Raw genomic sequence first — 19,090 nt, forward strand, 5'->3', positions numbered from 1 at the left:
GGGCAAGCTTTCATAATTTTTGTCTAAAATTGCTTTTCTTCATACTGCCAGGAGTTGCATTCCATCCAAAATTAAACACAAAAAAGCAACGGATAAAAGACCGTTGCCTCTATTATTATTCGGTTTCGAATTGATATAAAGGAGTACTTAAATAACGCTCTCCGTTACTTGGAATAATTGCCAGCACCTTTTTGCCTCTGCCAAGCTCTTTAGCAACTTTTAATGCTGCACAGATGGCCGCACCCGAGGAAATACCGCCAAGGATTCCTTCCTCTTTGGCCGTGCGGCGGGCATATTCAAATGCCTCATCATTTGATATTTGAATGACTTCATCATAAATTTTTGTATCAAGAGTATCTGGAACAAACCCCGCACCAATACCTTGAATTTTATGTGGACCAGGCTTGCCGCCTGATAGTACAGGTGAATCAGTTGGCTCAACCGCATATATTTTAATGTTATCATATTTTTTGCGAAGCACTTCTCCTGCCCCTGTAATCGTTCCGCCCGTTCCAATTCCTGAAATAAAGGCATCAAGCTGGTCGCCCATTTGCTCTGCAATTTCTGGCCCTGTTGTTAAACGATGAACTTCGGGATTTGCAGGATTTTCAAACTGCTGTGGCATAAAATACCCATTTTCCTTAGCCAATTCTGTAGCTTTACGAATCGCTCCATTCATTCCTTCCGGTCCAGGCGTTAGTACAAGTTCTGCACCATAAGCACGAAGCAGGTTGCGTCGCTCCATACTCATCGTCTCAGGCATTACCAAAACCGCCTTATATCCTTTTGCAGCTGCGATCATAGCTAAACCAATTCCTGTGTTGCCGCTCGTTGGTTCAATAATCGTGTCTCCCTGCTTCAGGTTCCCATTTTTCTCTCCTGCATTGATCATTGCCAGGGCAATACGATCTTTAACACTGCTTCCCGGATTCATGTATTCCAGTTTTAGATAAACATCTGCACTATTTTCATCAACTAAACGATTTAGTTTCACAATTGGTGTCTGGCCTACAAGGTCTGCGATTGTATTTGCTACGCGTACCATCTTTCCCCACTCCTTATTTCCGAGTATTTTTATTGGTTTAATACAAATTTACCAATTTTTATTGGTGATGTCAATTATTTTGAAACATATAAACGCCCATTTAAAAGAAAATTCATACTTTTGTCATCTTGATTAAATTACCCTTAATTATTATTCATACTCACTTATCATAAAAACTTTCTTGTTTTTTATGTAGCAAAAAACACGGAAAGTTTCCGTGTTTTTCAAAACTATTGTGCTTCTTCTTCTCCGTAAAACCATTCAACATCCGTTTCTTCCCAAAAAGGTTTTGCCGAAACAGGAACATCCATTTGTTCAAGAGCAATTTGGCGGCGGATTAGATTTTTCACTTCTTTGTAGGAATAGCTCTCACCTTTAAGATGCTCATGAAGCATAACAACTGCATAGCCCTCTTCAGTTTTAATCGCCTCGCTCCATTCCTCCGGCTTTAGGCTTTTAACCTGCTCAAGGAAGTCTGCTGATATATGCTCATCATCTTCACTGATATAACCGGCGTTCCCTCCCTGATTGGCTGTAAATTCATCGATAGAACGTTCCATTGCCAGCACAGAAAAGCTTGATCCCTGCTCTAACTCCTTTAATGTCTGTTCCGCTTCTTCTTTTGTTTTAACGACAATCTGGGATATATGGTAAGAATCAGGCACATTAAATTGGCTGCTGTTTTGCTCATAGTATTGTTTCATCTCTTCTTCTGAAACAGCCACGTCCCTCGTTAAAAGCTCTTCAAGTGTCAAATTATTTTTAATTTGCTTTCTCCATTTATCTTCTGTTGTCTTTTCAGAAAAATCGCTTCCATACATTGTTTTTACCATTTTTAATTCCTGATCCACTGCCTGATCCGAGATTTTAATGCCATATTTTTTACCGGCGTTTTCAATAACCTTTTGGTCAACTAATTCATTTAAGGTACTTTTTCCATATCTTGCTTCCATTTCAGTCAGCCACTCCTGCCGAGTGATCTCTTCCTTGCCGACTTTTGCAACTGCTTCCCCATTGCTTCCCTCACCTTTAAAAAGCAAAAAAACCAATGTGACACAATTAAGTAAAATCAGTCCCGAAATAACCATCCATAGGTGTTTCTTTTTCAACTGCAACTGTTCCTCCCCCAAGAAGAACTGCAATTATTCAGCTTCTTTCTTTAGTTCTTCCAGCTCTTCTTTTGAATAATGATATTTTTCATTACAGAAATGACAGGAAGCCTCAGCTTCGCCATCTTCATCAATCATTTCCTGAATTTCATTTTCCCCTAAACTAATGATCGCATTGGCAAAACGATCTTTTGAACATGTACATGTAAAGGAAACAGGCATTTTCTCAAGGAATTTCACCTGGTCTTTGCCCAAAATGGTTTCCAGCAGCTCCTCTGGCTTCAACCCTTGCTGAATAAGCTTTGAAACCGGAGGGATCTCTTTAAGCCTGTTTTCAATTAACGATATGGTCTCGTCGTCAGTCCCAGGCATTAACTGCAGAATAAATCCGCCCGCAGCAAGAATTGTGTTATCTGGGTTAACTAGTACACCCACTCCAACTGAAGAAGGTACCTGCTCAGAAGTTACAAAATAGTATGTGAAATCTTCTCCCAGTTCTCCAGAAATAAGGGGAACTTGTCCAGTGAAATGGTCCCTCATCCCAATGTCTTTTACTACTGTTAATGTACCTTCCGTACCGACCGCACGGCGCACGTCAAGCTTACCTTGCTCGTTAAGGTCAAAGTGTGTTTGCGGGTTTGTAACATAACCGCGCACCTCTCCCTTTGGATTGCTGTCTACAAGAATAGCGCCAAGCGGGCCGCCGCCTTCAATTTTGATTGTCAGCTTATTATCACCTTTAAGCATAGCTCCCATCATAACGCCGGCGGTCATCGCTCTGCCCAGTGCAGCAGAAGCAGTGGGCCATGTATAATGTCTTCGCTGCCCCTCTCCAACTGTTTCCGTAGTGCGGGCCGCATAAGCACGAACCTGTCCATTATACGCGAGTGCTTTAACTAAATAATCGTTCATTTCTTGCTCCTTTCCAGAAAAACCGCCATTTGTTTTTAGCGGCTCTATGTTAAACTAACGTGCTATTTTTTTAGGGTTTCCATATTTCTTTTATAAATAATCTGCAAACCCTTTAATGTTAAAAATGGATCAACAATATCAATGATTTCAGACTCCTGGGCAATAAGGCTGGCCAGCCCCCCAGTCGCTATTACAGTTGGACTCTTGGCTGCCTGGTCCTTCATTCTTTTTACTATACCTTCTACCTGGCCAACGTAACCATATAGGATGCCTGCCTGCATGGCAGCCACTGTATTTTTCCCAACAATATGGTCAGGACGTGCAATTTCAATTCTTGGAAGCTTTGCGGCACGCGAATAAAGCGCCTCAGTTGAAATTCCTATTCCCGGAGCAATCGCTCCGCCCATATACTGCTTATTTTCATTTATATAACAATAAGTAGTTGCAGTTCCGAAATCAACAATAACAAGCGGGCTGCCATATTCATGAATCGCTGCGATTGCATTGACGATACGGTCAGCACCAACTTCTCTCGGGTTTTCATATTTAATATTTAATCCTGTTTTTATCCCTGGGCCTACAACAAGGGGCTTAACATGGAAATATTTCTGGCACATTCTTTCCAGTGAAAACATGATTGGCGGCACTACTGAAGAAATAATAATACCGTCTATATCAGAAAAAGAAAGGTTTACATGTTCAAACAAAGACTTAATAATCATTCCATACTCATCTTCTGTTTTATTGCGGTTAGTTTCGATTCTCCAGTGATGTTTTAATTCATCACGGTCATAGACACCCAGAACAATGTTCGTATTTCCTACATCAAAAACAAAGATCAACATTCTCACCACTTTATATTTATTTAGCAGAAGCGCCACTTAATTTTTTGTACACTGCAAACATCATATCATAACTCCTATAGATTCGTGTAATAGGAAATTTCAATTGCCGGAGCAAGTATGAAAACAAGCAAAAAAAGCGCCCAAAAGGGCGCTTTTCTTATTTATCCTTACGTTCCTCATCAATAGCAGGAGGCGTTTCCGCTTCTGCAGGGCTTGAACCTTCCCGTGCTTCAGGGATTTCTCCTGATTCAGCAGGATCATCTTTTTTAATGCTGATATTCACTTTAACGTCATCGGCACTTTCAATGGATGCCACTGAACGGTCTGGAAGTCTTCCTTTTTCCGATAAGTGCTTGATTTGTTCTGCATCAAGCGTTTCAACTTCAAGCAATGTGTTTGCGATCAGATTCAGCTTATCACGATTTTCTGTTAAGAGCTTTCTCGCTCTTTCATAAGATTCCTTGATGATACGCTGGATTTCAAGATCGATTTCATATGCGATAGCATCTGAATAGTTCTGTTCATTATGAAAGTCACGTCCAAGGAAGACCTGGCCGCCCTGAGACTGTCCGAACTGCAATGGCCCAAGCTTGTCGCTCATACCAAATTCGGTTACCATGCGGCGGGCAATGCCTGTCGCACGCTGGAAGTCATTATGGGCACCTGTACTCACTTCGCCGAACACGATTTCTTCCGCAACACGTCCGCCCAGCAAGCCGACAATCTTATCAAGAAGCTCCGGCTTAGTCTGGAAGTAGCGGTCTTCTTTCGGAAGCATAACTGCGTATCCGCCTGCCTGGCCACGAGGTACGATCGTTACTTTATGAACCATTTCAGCTTCATCAAGCACTAAACCAATAACTGTATGGCCTGCTTCGTGGAAAGCAACGATGTTTCTTTCCTTTTGGGAAATAACACGGCTTTTCTTAGCTGGTCCCGCAATAACGCGGTCTGTTGCTTCATCGATATCTTCCATATCGACTTTTTTCTTATTGCGGCGAGCAGCTACAAGCGCTGCTTCATTCAATAGATTTTCAAGGTCTGCACCCGAAAATCCAGGTGTGCGCATGGCGATGCTCTTTAAGTTAACTGACTCATCCAAAGGCTTGTTGCGGGCATGTACTTTAAGCACTGCTTCCCGGCCTTTGACATCTGGGCGGTCAACCGTAATCTGTCTGTCAAAACGTCCCGGACGCAATAATGCCGGGTCAAGAATATCCGGACGGTTAGTTGCAGCAATGATAATAATTCCCTCATTAGCTCCAAATCCATCCATTTCAACCAGAAGCTGGTTAAGGGTCTGCTCACGTTCGTCATGTCCGCCGCCAAGGCCGGCACCACGCTGGCGCCCTACAGCATCAATTTCATCGATAAAAATAATACATGGAGCGTTCTTTTTCGCATTTTCGAATAGGTCACGGACACGGGAAGCACCCACACCAACGAACATTTCAACGAAATCAGAACCGCTTATTGAAAAGAATGGAACGCCTGCTTCACCGGCAGCTGCTCGTGCAAGCAAGGTTTTACCTGTTCCGGGAGGTCCTACAAGAAGTACTCCCTTAGGAATTCTTGCTCCAAGTTCAGCAAATTTGCGCGGGTCTTTAAGAAACTCAACAACTTCTACCAGTTCTTGCTTTTCCTCATCGGCGCCAGCTACATCTTTAAAGCGTACTTTCTTTTTGCTTTCATCATAAAGCTTGGCTTTGCTTTTGCCGAAATTCATAACACGGCTTCCTCCGCCCTGCGCCTGGTTCAGCAGGAAGAAGAATAAAATAAAGATAATGATGAAAGGTATTATTGAAGTAAAGAATGTTACCCAGCCGCTTGTTTCCTTGGCAGGCATTACTTCAACCTCAGAAGTTTGAGCCATTTCATCAATTCGGTCAAGGATATTATCATTATTCATGATATAAGTCAGGAAGTATTTTCCTTCCTCATATCCTTCAAGCTGTCCCCGTACTTCAAAGACACCTCGCTCAGGCTGTAATGAAACTGACGTAATTTTGCCACTTTCTAATTCATCGACAAATTTATTATAAGAGATGTGCTCAGTTGGTTCATTGTTGCCGTTAAAAAAGCTGACAACTCCAATAATGACTAAAAATATTAATAAATAAAAGATGGTATTCCGGAAATCCGATTCATCCCTTACCTCCTCCCACGGTAAACAAACTATAGTGTATAGTATCATAGAAAATCATGCCAATACAAGGAATTAGACTTTTCAAAACCGGGTGTTTCTCTTTTCAGTAAAGGGCTTTAACTCAATATTCCTTATGGTTTACTTAATCATTATTGCTGTATACCTGTGGCTTAAGGACTCCAATATAAGGAAGATTACGGTACTTTTCTGCGTAATCCAATCCATAACCCACTACAAATTCATCTGGAACGATAAAGCCTACATAATCTGCTTTTATATCAGCTTTTCTGCCTGTCGGTTTATCAAGCAGCGTAACAATCTTGATGCTTTTAGCTTTTCTGTAACGGAAAAGCTCTACAAGATAGCTAAGCGTCAAACCGCTGTCGATAATATCTTCAATAATAAGGATATCTCTTCCTTCTACGGATGTATCAAGGTCTTTTAGGATTTTCACTTCACCTGAAGAAACCATTGCATTGCCGTAGCTTGATACATCCATGAAATCCATCTCAAGGTATGTATCCACGCGCTTCAAAAGGTCGCTCATGAAAGGCATAGCCCCTTTTAGAACTCCAATTGCCAGCGGGAATCGGTCCTTGTATTCTTCAGTAAGTTCAGCAGCAAGCGACTTAATTTTATCCTGCAGCTCCTCTTCTGAAATTAATACTTTTTCAATATCATTTTTCATCATTTATTGTGCCCCCTAGAAGATCATTGCTTTATGTATTTTAAAAAAATATAACTAGCACCAGACGTTTGCTGCATTGAATAGTGAGATTTTTTTAAGCCGGGGATCCATAAAATTTGGCCATGCTTATCTGTTACGATCGGCCATGTTTCCCTTTCCTGCAGCGGTATTTTATAATCAATAAAAATGTTCTTAAGTTTCTTGGTTCCACGCATTCCTTTGATAGTCATGCGGTCTCCGGCTTCTCTCGTTCTTATAATAAGCGGAAGAGAGACATCTTCCCTATCTAAAAGCAGTGCATCATTGTTTAGATTTCCATCAGGACAGTCAGTATATTCAAATATAATGGATCCGCCGTTTGGGAGTTGAATGATTGCAGGTTTGAAGACTTGAAACCGATAGGATTGTACAGGATCCTTCGGGAATTGGAAATGGCATTTCCGGTAGGAGCGTACAATATGTAAATCATTTGGGAAATTTAATTTTCTTGATGGATGAGGACTTTTCATTAAGGAAAAAATGCTCTCTATATGAGATGCGGATAAAGATGCAGGCATTTCCTTATAAAGATAGTTTAATATTAGTTGAATACCTCTCCTTTGTAAAGGCATTGGCATTGCCTCAAAAGCATCAATATCCAAGCTAATTTCCTCATCTGATTTCTTTTCCATTACTCTATTCATTTTTTGGACAGTTAATTCCTGCAGATACGCTTCATCACTTTGCAAATCTTCACTAAATCTTTGGAAATGCTCATGAACCTGAGGGTTTTCTTCTCTCAGGAATGGGAGCACCTCTTTTCTGAAGCGGTTTCGGCTGTAAATGCTTTTTTCATTGCTCGGGTCCCTTCGCGGGTTAAGCCCCTCTTTAAGGCAATACTGCTCAATTTCGTTTCTGTTCAGGCATAAAAACGGACGAATGATAGAGCAGTTTGCAAATGGACGCATAAAAGGTATTCCTGCTCTAGCTTTCCCGGTACTTCCCCTTGTTAACCGCATTAAAACAGTTTCTACTTGGTCATCTCCATGATGGCCTAATGCAATGTAATCCACATCATGTTTTTCAGCAATTTTTCTAAAAAAGCTGTATCTGCAATCCCTGGCTGCAGTTTGGGAACTCTTTCCCGTCTTCGCTATATACTCAGGCACATCAATTTGTTCCATTTCAAAGGTAATTTCCTTTTCCATGCAATAATTCCTGACAAACATTGCGTCCTGGTAGGATTCATCACCTCTAAACATATGATCGACATGTGCAGCTACTATTTCAACATTAAAAAGATGTTTAAAGCTCCAAAGATAATGGAGCAGGGCAATTGAATCGGGGCCGCCTGAAACCCCAATCAAGAGCCTCTTATTATTTAATTCAATTCCCTTTCTCTTAAGGAAAGCTCTAACTTTTTCTTCGAGCATAAGCTACTTCCTTATCCATTTTTAAATATATTTTTCTTTACCCTTGCCATGGGCCATATAATCCTTGTGCATAGAAAAGCATATCATTTTTCACATGCAAATATCAAAAGGGAATATGTAACCTTACTTTACGGCTTTTACACTAAAAGGTTTCATTTTTTTATAAATTGGCTATGCTAAAGCTCATTGTTGATCGGTGCGGACTAGTTTAACAGATCTAAGAGATTAAAGAAGCTGTCCATATATATATAAGAAATATAGTATTGTCACAATCAGAACGATTAAGACAGTTTCAATAAAGCCTCCTTTTTTCTTCTTTTGGATGTATGCCTGCCGGCTGACAGGCTGCCGGCTGGTTGTTTGGCTATTTTTCCGGTTAGGTGTATTCTTTTGACCTGAGCTTGTACGTGTAAGTTGGAGCAAATCATTTCTCATTTCATCAGCCGAGGCATAATGGCCTTGAAGCGCGTTTAAGATAACATCTTCATATTTCAAAAGTTCCTTCTTTTGGCGGACCATCAATTTTAACTGTTTGAGATCTCCGGTGCTTTTTGAGAACCTTTTCGGATAAGCTGTATTAATTAAAATCATTGCGGCAGCAAATAAATCATAAGCAGGATCAGCCTTCCGTGTCCCAAGTCCCCAATAGCCCCTGTCATAAAACTCGGTGAATTCTTTTATGGCCCTTCCCTGGACTGTGGTTCCTCCAACGTCGATTGTGCGTATTTTGGGCGGAGGCCCTGTTACAATCAAATTGTCGGGCTTTAAGTCTCCAAAAACCCACCCGGACTTATGCAATGCTTCCAGATCACTTAACAGCTGAACGATTAAGACACCCGTCCAGGATGGCCCCTTTTGTTGAATAAACGTCAATAAATCTGGGCCTTGTATGTATTCCATAACATAGAAGGAAACTTTTCCGCTCCTTCTTTCCCAATCATCTACATCAAGCAAAGAAGGTCCGAGGGCAGAGCCTTGGACCTTTGCAAAGGATTTGAGGACGTTCACTTCAGAGGTTATGGACATCCCGTTATCGCTCATTTTCAAAGCAACCTGCTGATTTTGGCCTTTTGCCAGATAAACAATCCCATTGGCACCGTAACCCAGTTCCTTCAAAATAGTGTAACGGTTGCGGTGCCACTTTCCTTCAATCACGGTACCAGGGTTGACTTTACACTGACTCTTCAAAGAATGATTCATCATCATCACGGGAAAGCAGACTCCTTAATGAACGTTTTTTCTTAAAATATGTGAGTGCTTCACGAATGGCAGGACCAGTTGGTGTAATGCCGCCTGTTGTCAATTTAGAGAAAATACTTGTGAGTGACTCAAGCTTCGGTGTCCAGTCCAGCAATTTTTCGACATCATTCTTTTTCCCGGGAAATACAAAAACGGAAAAACGATTATCACCGGAACGGGCATTCAGGCTTAAGGATAGATCTAACAGTGCTTCCTTTACTGTTGGGAGCTTATGCTTCATACTTGCACTTGTATCGACCAATACCAGCACTTCAAGTTCGACTGTTTCACCAAGTTCATCAACTACTTCCATGACCTCTCCCCGCTGTTCAGGAGGAAGGTCTTCCATTGTTTTCGCACCGCCCAAAATCTGCTGCAGCTCTTTGTTCACAACTCCCTGGAGAGTTTGGGTCATTGCTTTCCTTGTTACCATTTGCACCGTCTGCGACAGCTGCTGTGCATAGACAACCTGACTAACTCCGCCGCCAGACATAGCAATCCCTTCGATCTCGCTCAAACCCTGCTCATCAATTACATCATGCTCCATGACTCCTATTACATTGACTGTAATCCCCTGCTCCTTTGCCAAGGCAGCCATCGCAATTGGATCTTCACCCTGATTCGAACATCCATCTGTTATCAGCAAGATTTGCTTAAGTGTACCTGTTTTCATAATCTCCCCTCCACTTCTGAGTTGTTACCATTTTCGACTGAAAAAAAGGGAAATATACATAGAATGACTTTGTTATGAGCAAATTAATCAGTTGGCTTTTTGGCGGATTGCATGCACCGGGATACTTGTCCACTTAGGTGTATTATGTTTAATCCTTGATACCAATACGGTCATGTCATCTTCAATATTTCCTGATCTTGATCTAATGACTTCTTCCATAATTAAATCTGCCACTTCCTGAGGGTCTTCTGTCTTTAACTCTGTTATTTTCCGCTTCATCCACAAATCAAAATTCTCAACATGCTTCGGCCCTTCAAAAACGCCATCACTCATCATGATTAATAAGTCGCCGGCTTTGAGCTGCTCACTCACAACATCTACATCAAATTCCTGGATAATTCCCATTGGAAGATTGCTGGCCTGAATCTTCATCACCTTAGGGCCTCGTTTAACAAAACTTGGAGTTGATCCAATTTTCAAAAATTTTGCGTCAGCATTTTGCAGATCAATAATGGCCAAATCCAAAGTTGAAAAAATCTCATCTGTCGTCCTTAAAGATAGGACTGAATTAATTGACTTGATTGCAACCTGCTCCTCAATTCCGGATTGTAGAATTTTTTGCAGCAGCTGAAGTGTTTCTTTACTTTCCGCATGGGCACGCTCTCCGTTGCCCATACCATCACTGATGGCAATCGCATACTTGCCGCATCCCAATTCTATGGTTGAATAACTGTCACCTGAGATAAACCCTCCGTCTTTCGCTGCATGCGCAACTCCTGTTTCTACCGCATAGGCCTTGGCCGAACGGAAGGTTACATGGCAAAAGCCATTTGGAAATGCAGCGCATTCCTCTGAATTTACTAATATTGTTTCTCCGAGAATATCAGATAACATCGGGGCAATCAGCTTTTCACATTCTCCATGTCCCTGGCAGTACGGAATGGTCATATCTATGTCGACATTCCCCTGTTCCAGACTATATATTTCAACTTGCTCAATATGAATGCCAAATTCCTGAATTGCCTCCAGAATCTGCTCTTCCTGTTTATGGTGGTTCTCCCGTTCCCTTTGAATCTCTTTCGCAAAGTCGCCCATCACTTCTGAAACACCCATCAACTGGTCAGCCACAAGCCTTCTGCTTTCCTGGACCTGCTTTTTCAGCTTTTGGTTTGCCTTAAAGTAGGTCAGCTCCTGCTGGACTGCTTCTGTCACTTTTTTGGATCTAGTACAGTACTTTTCCCAATCCCTCGCAAGCTTTGGAGATAGGGCACCCTGATTATTATCCACATCATGCATAATATCCATCATATATTCATAGGTTGTATTAAAGTTCTTTGACCAGCAATGGTCTTTCTTGAAGCAAGTTTGACATGTTGTTTCTGTTACATTGCTTAAAAAATAATCCATTTCTCTATCATTTTCTTTACTGTCTTCCCATTCCGACGGCACATCGTGGGCAGAGAAGCTTTTGGATAAGGCTTGAAATACACTTGAAAACTGTGCAACCCGCTGTGCGGTCACATCCCGCATCTTTCGCATATAATGCTGCTGTTCTGCGGCATACTCCGGTGTTCCTGGTATATGCTTTGCTAACTTTGAGGTTAAAGCTTGAGGGGTTAAGAGAAATAATAATATCGCTGCGCCTGTTTCTGACAGGGTCTTCATCAAGTTTCCGCTTCCTTCACCATACATCCCCATCAGCAGCGTTGCTATCAGCAGCCCGAATGCCACACCGAACTTTTTCCCTTCTTTTAAGAGGCCGCCAAGTAACCCTGAAAATGCAAGCAAACTCATATGATAGAAACTTGATATATTGGCAAGGGAAAATATTAATCCAGTTACAACCCCTACAGTAGAACCGACCGTTGCACCTGCTACAAATGAAAACAGCAAGACAAGATACCGGGACATAATATGCTCTACCGAAAGATCATAGACTGTCCATCCGATCGTTCCTGTCATGACAGAAGCCAGCATAATAATAAGGCACACGATTTCTTCTGTTTTCAGTGATTGCCTGCGCTTATTAATTGACAGCAGCGGAAGGCCTTGAAGAAATATTAGAGTAAGAATGAAGCCCAGACTGGACTCAACACCAGCCATCATTCCATCATATAATGTCAGCTGGCTCTTAATAATAAACGTCTCAAGCAGCTTTCCCGACAAAATGGTGAAAAACACATAGAAGGGCAAAGCCCTAATTTCATTTTGCAGCCATTTCTTCGAAACCCTGAAGGCAAACAAAAATATGAATGTGATTCCAAAAGCGGAGACAGCGTTCGATATGGATAAAGTTGCGGCACCTGCAATTAATCCCACCAATGCGAGCGGAGCCTTATCTCTTCTAATAAAATAAACCGCAGCGAAAAACGGAAGACTGAAAGGGGTTAGTTTCGCTAATATCAAGGCTCTTCCAAGCAAAAAGCCAATGATCAAAAGAACATAGCCTTTTTTAAGAAAGAAATTCTCCAACCCGGATTGGAGTTTTTTTAAGCCTTTGGCAAATTCCAGTTTCGGTTTATTAAATGGTACTTCTCCGATCGGCTCCATTACATTCCTTTCTACCTTTTCCATTAAACTACACTCCCCATATTTTTATCGTTGCTGACAATTATAAAAGCCAGCGCATCAGAAGTTTGTCAAAATAGCGGACAAGCCCTGACTTTTCGTTCGACGGTTTTCCACCTTATATGGGGTCAGATAACAATATTTAAGTCTATTATTGCAGAAGATTTGCAGGCACATTTACAGAAAAAGTAAAGAAAAGCCTTGGGAAGATTGCTTTATGGAAAGTACAAATGATTGGAAAAAATTGACGAAGAATCTGGGTGGAATTGCGACATATTTCTTTTAATATTTTATTGACTTCCTTTTTAAATCTTTGTATTATAAATGTTGTGCTTTAAGGCACAACTGTGAATCTATAAAAATATGGCGGTGTAGCTCAGCTGGCTAGAGCGTACGGTTCATACCCGTGAGGTCGGGGGTTCGATCCCCTCCGCCGCTATCAAAGGATGCTGAAGTGCCTTGGTCAAGCACAAGACAATCCTCTCGGAAAGGTGTTCTTTACCTTTTTGGGAGGAGCGGCTTGTGACCTCGAGGGGGTAGGCGCTGAAGCTGGACACAGAAACATTCATACACTTATTACGGCCCGTTGGTCAAGCGGTTAAGACACCGCCCTTTCACGGCGGTAACACGGGTTCGAATCCCGTACGGGTCATATCAAAGAAGCGTCAGCCTTAGGCTGATGCTTTTTTGATATAAAGAAAAGTTTAATAACCAAACTAAAAAATTACTAAACATTTAAAAGAGCACAAAAAAAACAAGCCCGATCCGGACTTGTTTTAATTTACTCTGCTTTATATCAAGATCAGCAGCAAGTTATCCTCGTCTTGCGCCTCTTCCTCCACGTTTGGATTCAGTATTGCGCTTTAGCGATGACAGACGATCTTCACTATCCTTTAAGAATCGAGCCATTTTTGATTCGAAGTTCTCTTTGGATGGACGGTTATCGTTTGTTCTGCCATGACGCGGACGGCCAGAATTTGAATGTCCTCTGTATTCTTTTCTGTCGCCTCTTTCAGGTCTTTCAGATCGCTCAGGCCGGTCTTTTGCCTTCTTGATGGATAAACCGATCTTGCCATCTTTTTCGACATTAATGACTTTCACTTCGACCATGTCACCTACTTTTAGGTGATCATTAATATCTTTGACATAATTGTCTGCGACTTCACTTATGTGCACTAGACCGGTTGAGCCTTCCGGCAGCTCCACAAATGCTCCGAAATTTGTAATACCTGTGACCTTTCCTTGTAACTTGCTGCCTACTTCGATTGACATTAAAAAAATTGCCTCCTTGAAAGATATAAATCATACTTTCTATATATTATACAGAATTCAAAAAAAGAGTGTCAATACAGCCTCTATTCGGTTGATTTCTCCTTATTCTTTTTCTCTTTTTCTGTCTCTTCAGGGAGATTAAAAATGATCTCATTATTGTCGGATAAGAAATAATCCTTCCTGGCAAGCTTCGCTATATATTCATCATCATTCAATTTTACAATTTCCTCTTCAAGAATGACTTCCTTCTTCTTTAGCGCAGCAAGCTCCTTGTCAAGCTGGTTTTTCTCTTCCACTTTTTCCTCCAGAGCGGCAGATTGCGAAACGAGTGTAGAGATCATAAAAAAAGAAAGTACGGCTGCCAGTGTAAAAAAAGCTGCTAATCTTCTAAATAAAAGCTTTCTTTTCCGGCCCGCACTGACCTCTGCCGCTTCCTGCTGTCTGACATAGCTTGTTTCAATTTTGGCTATATTCCTCTTCTTGCTGACACTCACTTTCGCATTCCCTCCTTACTCTTTATGCTTTTTCCACTTTGCGATCCACTTTAAAACATAATTCTTTGTTTGCTGTAAATATCCTGCCAATTTATTATATAACTTCTCGACGGATTTTTTAATATTTTTCGGCAAAAGTTTCCACAAAAGTGACAAAATCCATTTGACAGGCATGAAAGCCACCTTCACAGTAAACCAAATGACCCTTAAAATTACCTTTAAAAGGGAATAAAGTCCCTTCCCAAGCATAACAGTTATGGCAATCAACGCAGTTATAAGTCCTTGGAAGGGTCTATAGATAACTAAAGTAAATGCCTTAACTAAAAAGCGGTATATGGAGATCGCCATTCTGATGGAAATCTCCAATACCCGCAAATACACTTTTTTAAATAGACTTTGGTAAGCGGCAAAACCGCATAGCAGAGCAACAAAGATATAAAACCTTAGTTCTCCTTTATTAACCAAGAATAAAATATAAAAGATAGCCAATCCCTGCAGCAGCCAAAAAAGGATGTCATTAATAAAAACAATCCAGCTCTTCCGCCTGGTCCTCTTGAGGAAACGATTATAGGTATCAAGGGCAGCACCAAAGACACTTCCCATGCCGATCATTGCCAGCATAGTTATAAATTGAGTGGTCAGTGTCATCGGAATAACTTGCTAAAGAAACCTTTAGCTTTATCTCCATTCTGATCGTCTATATAAACAAGGTCAAATACCTTCCCCTTAATGGAAACAATTCCCTTGTCCACATCCAAATTCTTCATCTGCAGATTCTGCCCTCTAATCGCCAGGAAGCCCATCACCGTTTCCAGTAAAAACTCTTCATTATCAAAGCTCTCTACCTGTTTGACTCCTGTGATATCCAGCAGCCTTCTGCCCCTCATAATGACATCATGCTCCTGGGTATTCACTTTGTTTGAACTTGACTCATAATATTGGCTCATCATTCATCCCTCGCAATCACATAGTACAACCTTTTTGTACATGTTTATGAATAGGGATATAAAAATAGAACAAGCCAACAAGAAAAGCGGTGGTGCCATTGAATCAGGACATTCAATCGGCATTACAGTTATCAGTATCAGCAGGGGATCAGAGCGATGCGGTTTTTGAATGGAATTCCGAAGCAATATAGTAGCAGAGGAACATCGTTTTTCTCAGCAAAACGGAAGATGATATTGGCCAAAATACAGCTTAGTGCCGATTAACGGCCAATATCAAGATTTTATCGGCCGGAAAACAGGAATTTATCGGCCAAACCCCGAAAGGTGCAAGCCCGGCAAAGTTTCTTACGCCTCTGATTCCACTTTCTCCTCTTTAAGAATTGAATACATTTCCGCAGCCTCTTCCTTCCTGGTCGTTTCCTGCAGACGCTCGACCTTTGCCGTTACCAGCTTCTGGCCAAAGCGGATTTGAAGCTCATCCCCAACTTTAACGGTCGAGCTGGCCTTAGCCTGCTGGCCATTAATTGAAATCCTTCCCTGATCGGAAACTTCTTTTGCCAGTGTTCTTCTTTTGATAAGCCTTGATACTTTTAAAAATTTATCCAATCTCATTTGTCCGCCACTCCTCTGGTTTCTCTTTTTTAGTATCCTTTTGCTTTTGCTTCATCCCAATACTCATCAAGCTGCTCCAGCGTATAGTCTTCAAAGTTTCTGCCGCTTTCCTTTACCCGCTCTTCCACATATGAAAAACGGCGGATAAATTTTTCATTCGTTTTTCTTGTCGCTTCTTCCGCATCTATTTTATAGAAACGGGCGATGTTGACCAGCGCAAAAAGAATATCGCCAAATTCCGCTTCCATCTGGCTGCTTTTATTCCTTGCTTCAGATTCGAATTCAGAAATCTCTTCCTTCACTTTCTCCCAGGCAGGCTCGATTTCCTTCCAATCAAAACCAACTTTTGCCGCCTTTTTTTGAATTTCTTCAGCCCTCATTAGGTTTGGAAAGGATTTGGGTACAGTATCCATGATGGATTTCTGTTGTTCACCTTTTTCTTCCTGTTTGATGCTTTGCCAATTTTTCAGAACTTCCTCTTCATTATCAGCCTGTACATTACCAAATACATGCGGATGGCGGCGCACCATTTTCTCAGAAAGTCCTTGAATGACATCATCAATGGTGAAATAGCCTTCGTCCTCCCCAATCTGGGCGTGCAGCATAACCTGAAGAAGGACATCTCCAAGCTCTTCAGTCATATGGTCGCTATCCTCATTATCAATCGCTTCGATCAGTTCGTATGCTTCTTCAATTAAATATTTTTTTAGTGATATATGAGTCTGCTTGAGATCCCATGGGCAGCCGTTCGGTCCGCGCAGCTCTGCTATAATGCTGCGAAGCTTTGAAAAATGCTTATATAAAATCGTTTCATCCTTCACTGGCGGCACATATACAGAGGTTAAGTTATTCAGCTCCATATTATGGTCAAGCTCATGGAGTGGGACTTTTCTGATTTTCTCTTCTTTGCTGCCAGCAGCAGTCACAATCAATACTTCGTAGTCATATGGCAGCTTTTCCATTAGCGTAAGCTTGACTTCACTGGCTACAAACTGGTCATACACTTGTCCTATAATGGCATGCTGTGCAACTTCGATTTCATCCCTTTTTAAATCGGTTCCATCAAGGAGTTGAAATCCTTCGATTGGATCGATTTTCAATGCCTGAAACAAAGGGTCAAGGAAACTCTGTCCTCCTCCGATTTCTATCTCAATATCCTTACTAGGCGCTCGCTCAATCAGAAGCTGAACTGTTCTTTCTGCCACAAGCGGATGGCCAGGCACTCCATATGTAATATCATTTGTCAGAGCAGCTTCCAGCAGGGATTCACATATTTCTTCATACACTTCCTCAAACTGATCGTGCTTTTCGTATACACTGTCAAAAGACTGATACTGAAGTCCTTCTTGTTCGAGGTCGCGGAGAACAGGATGTTCCTTCGTTCGTAAATAGAGGGTCTCTGAATTTTTAAGCTTTTTATAAATACCTAAAGGAAGCTGATCTATATCTCCCGCTCCAAGCCCGAGAATCGTTATTTTCTTCATAAAATTATTCATCTCCTATTTTTTTTAGGAAGCAAGAACATTAGTTTGCTGCCAAACGGAAGCAGAGCGAGCTCTTCCTCTCTAAAAGTATTGCCTTTAAGCACAATAAACAAATAAGTGAAGCCTCCTAAAGCCACAGCACTTAGTGCCTGGAAGCCGGCATAAAGACGGTCATGTCTAAAGTCGGCGACCACACCTGTTGCGTGAAGGTATAGCTGTAAAACAAGTGCCATGACGGCAGAAGCCAAACCAATGACAAATAAAAAGCGGTTGGAAAGCAGCGCTATTTTTAAATAACTCCGAAGCTTGAATATAAGAAAGAGCATAACCGATGCAAGAGCAAGGCAGGATGCTACTGCCGCCCCAATTGTCCCATAGGATGGGACTAATAGGAAGTTCAATCCATACTTAACAGCAAAGCCCAAAAGGATCGCAGCCGCCGGAAATAGGATAAAACCCAATCCCTGCAAAATAGCTGTAATGGTTATAATAACCGAACTTAAAAAGATTAAAATACTAAGAATTGAAAGGACATCCGATCCGGATACATTTTCAAAAAGCATAACATTTGCCGGCTCGATAATATTCCATAGCCCTACCGTTGCAGCAGCCCCGACGAGAATGCCTATTTGGAGAGCAAGCCTGATTTTATCATGCAGAAAAGCAGCCTGGTTTTTCATTTTTTCTTTGGAGATAAGCGGCACAAGCGACAAAGACATCGACGTTGCGACCACCGTGCCTAGCTGCACAATCGGCTGGCCGCGGTCATATACACCTTTCAGCTCTTTCGCCTGTTCACTCTCATAACCGGAGGCTAACAGGAGTGAGTACAGATTTAATGAATCCGCCAGCTGGATAAAAATGAGGACGAGACTGCTGATGCAAATCGCGAACCCCTGAATGATCAGGACCTTGGCAATTTTGACGCTCTTTTTGAAATCAATTTCAATTACAGAGGGAAGCTTCCTTCTTTGTTTTATATAAAAAAATGTTATTAATATAAGTGCGGCAGTAAACCCGCCGGTTATTGCCCCGAAAAGGGCGCCTCCTCCCACCATATAGAGGGATTGTCCTTCCCGTACCAACAGCAAGGCTGCAAGCAGAATGGTTGCGACTCTCACAAGCTGTTCCCCTACCTGTGAAACCGCTGTAGGAACCATATTACCTCTTCCCTGAAAGTAACCTCTTAGGATAGAGACGATAGGAAAAATGAGAAAAACAACCGCTACCACCCTAAGCAAAACAGCAAGCTGCGGATCGTTCATCCTGGCAGCCAGCCAATCTGCTCCCCAGTAAAGAACGGAGAATCCAGTAAATCCGATTATTGTCAGGACAAGAGCAGTAATCACAAATAAATTTTGAACATTTTTTTCCCTTTTTAAAGCAGCCTGTTCGGCATAAAGCTTGGAAATGACAACAGGAAATCCATATGTAGATAATACTAAAATAATCCCATAGAAGGGATATACCTGCTGATAAATATAAAAACCTACATCCCCTACAATGTTTTGAAAAGGTACACGATATATAGCGCTTAGAATTTTTATTACAAGTGCAGCGACCGTCAGGATAAAGGCTCCTTTAAATAAATCGCCTGATGTATGAACGGGCTTCAATTGCCCATCTCCTTCCAAATGAATTCGA

Annotated in this window: 17 protein-coding genes and 2 tRNA genes; 2 read left to right on the plus strand and 17 right to left on the minus strand. The window is 41.6% G+C overall.

Going from position 1 to position 19,090, the window contains the following annotated elements; genetic code table 11:
- Window positions 1–115: 115 nt before the first annotated feature.
- The 10 genes from cysK to spoIIE form a co-directional block, all read right to left on the minus strand.
- Window positions 116–1,045, minus strand: coding sequence for a cysteine synthase A (cysK, locus tag AC3ZVC_RS04225; RefSeq protein ID WP_490066378.1), 930 nt, complete (start codon window positions 1,043–1,045; stop codon window positions 116–118).
- Window positions 1,046–1,275: 230 nt separating this feature from the next.
- Window positions 1,276–2,154, minus strand: a complete 879-nt coding sequence (locus tag AC3ZVC_RS04230; protein WP_490066381.1) for a peptidyl-prolyl cis-trans isomerase — start codon at window positions 2,152–2,154, stop codon at window positions 1,276–1,278.
- A 33-nt stretch (window positions 2,155–2,187) separates the two neighbouring features.
- Window positions 2,188–3,066 carry an Hsp33 family molecular chaperone HslO gene (gene hslO / locus AC3ZVC_RS04235; RefSeq protein WP_490066385.1) on the minus strand — a complete coding sequence of 293 codons (879 nt, stop codon included), beginning with the start codon at window positions 3,064–3,066 and terminating at the stop codon, window positions 2,188–2,190.
- 62 nt (window positions 3,067–3,128) lie between these two features.
- Window positions 3,129–3,908, minus strand: a complete 780-nt coding sequence (locus tag AC3ZVC_RS04240; RefSeq protein ID WP_490068817.1) for a type III pantothenate kinase — start codon at window positions 3,906–3,908, stop codon at window positions 3,129–3,131.
- 160 nt (window positions 3,909–4,068) lie between these two features.
- On the minus strand, window positions 4,069–6,105 hold the full coding sequence (gene ftsH, locus AC3ZVC_RS04245) for an ATP-dependent zinc metalloprotease FtsH (RefSeq protein ID WP_490066388.1): 2,037 nt from the start codon (window positions 6,103–6,105) through the stop codon (window positions 4,069–4,071).
- 94 nt (window positions 6,106–6,199) lie between these two features.
- Complete coding sequence (gene hpt, locus AC3ZVC_RS04250) at window positions 6,200–6,745, minus strand: hypoxanthine phosphoribosyltransferase (RefSeq protein WP_490068818.1); 546 nt, start codon at window positions 6,743–6,745, stop codon at window positions 6,200–6,202.
- Between the two features lie 23 nt (window positions 6,746–6,768).
- Entirely contained in the window at window positions 6,769–8,157 is a 1,389-nt protein-coding gene (gene tilS, locus AC3ZVC_RS04255) for a tRNA lysidine(34) synthetase TilS (RefSeq protein ID WP_490066390.1), read from the minus strand.
- Window positions 8,158–8,382: 225 nt separating this feature from the next.
- Window positions 8,383–9,360 (minus strand): serine/threonine protein kinase, encoded by a 978-nt coding sequence (locus AC3ZVC_RS04260; RefSeq protein WP_490068820.1) that lies wholly within the window; start codon window positions 9,358–9,360, stop codon window positions 8,383–8,385.
- Window positions 9,329–10,069 carry a vWA domain-containing protein gene (locus tag AC3ZVC_RS04265; protein WP_490066394.1) on the minus strand — a complete coding sequence of 247 codons (741 nt, stop codon included), beginning with the start codon at window positions 10,067–10,069 and terminating at the stop codon, window positions 9,329–9,331. The genes AC3ZVC_RS04260 and AC3ZVC_RS04265 overlap by 32 nt, the downstream gene beginning before the upstream one ends.
- 87 nt (window positions 10,070–10,156) lie before the next feature.
- Complete coding sequence (gene spoIIE / locus AC3ZVC_RS04270; protein WP_490066398.1) at window positions 10,157–12,643, minus strand: stage II sporulation protein E; 2,487 nt, start codon at window positions 12,641–12,643, stop codon at window positions 10,157–10,159.
- A 359-nt stretch (window positions 12,644–13,002) separates the two neighbouring features.
- Between spoIIE and AC3ZVC_RS04275 the strand changes: the two genes are divergently transcribed.
- Window positions 13,003–13,076 (plus strand) — tRNA-Met (locus AC3ZVC_RS04275).
- A 141-nt stretch (window positions 13,077–13,217) separates the two neighbouring features.
- A tRNA-Glu gene (locus AC3ZVC_RS04280) sits at window positions 13,218–13,289 on the plus strand.
- A 161-nt stretch (window positions 13,290–13,450) separates the two neighbouring features.
- Here the strand turns inward: AC3ZVC_RS04280 and AC3ZVC_RS04285 are convergent.
- The 7 genes from AC3ZVC_RS04285 to AC3ZVC_RS04315 form a co-directional block, all read right to left on the minus strand.
- Window positions 13,451–13,909: a S1 domain-containing RNA-binding protein gene (locus AC3ZVC_RS04285; RefSeq protein WP_214725919.1), complete on the minus strand. Its 459-nt coding sequence runs from the start codon at window positions 13,907–13,909 to the stop codon at window positions 13,451–13,453.
- Window positions 13,910–13,992: 83 nt separating this feature from the next.
- Complete coding sequence (locus AC3ZVC_RS04290) at window positions 13,993–14,403, minus strand: FtsB family cell division protein (RefSeq protein ID WP_490066403.1); 411 nt, start codon at window positions 14,401–14,403, stop codon at window positions 13,993–13,995.
- A gap of 15 nt (window positions 14,404–14,418) precedes the next feature.
- Window positions 14,419–15,051: a spore cortex biosynthesis protein YabQ gene (yabQ, locus tag AC3ZVC_RS04295; protein WP_490066406.1), complete on the minus strand. Its 633-nt coding sequence runs from the start codon at window positions 15,049–15,051 to the stop codon at window positions 14,419–14,421.
- Complete coding sequence (gene yabP / locus AC3ZVC_RS04300; RefSeq protein ID WP_026583004.1) at window positions 15,048–15,350, minus strand: sporulation protein YabP; 303 nt, start codon at window positions 15,348–15,350, stop codon at window positions 15,048–15,050. Before yabP ends, yabQ begins: the two co-directional genes overlap by 4 nt.
- Before the next feature lie 345 nt (window positions 15,351–15,695).
- Entirely contained in the window at window positions 15,696–15,962 is a 267-nt protein-coding gene (locus AC3ZVC_RS04305; RefSeq protein ID WP_214725916.1) for an RNA-binding S4 domain-containing protein, read from the minus strand.
- Window positions 15,963–15,991: 29 nt separating this feature from the next.
- Window positions 15,992–17,446 carry a bifunctional methyltransferase/pyrophosphohydrolase YabN gene (yabN, locus tag AC3ZVC_RS04310; protein ID WP_490066407.1) on the minus strand — a complete coding sequence of 485 codons (1,455 nt, stop codon included), beginning with the start codon at window positions 17,444–17,446 and terminating at the stop codon, window positions 15,992–15,994.
- An 8-nt stretch (window positions 17,447–17,454) separates the two neighbouring features.
- Window positions 17,455–19,062, minus strand: coding sequence for a putative polysaccharide biosynthesis protein (locus tag AC3ZVC_RS04315; protein ID WP_490066410.1), 1,608 nt, complete (start codon window positions 19,060–19,062; stop codon window positions 17,455–17,457).
- Between the last annotated feature and the right edge of the window lie 28 nt (window positions 19,063–19,090).

It is taken from the genome of Cytobacillus sp. C11.1 (genome assembly GCF_058145115.1).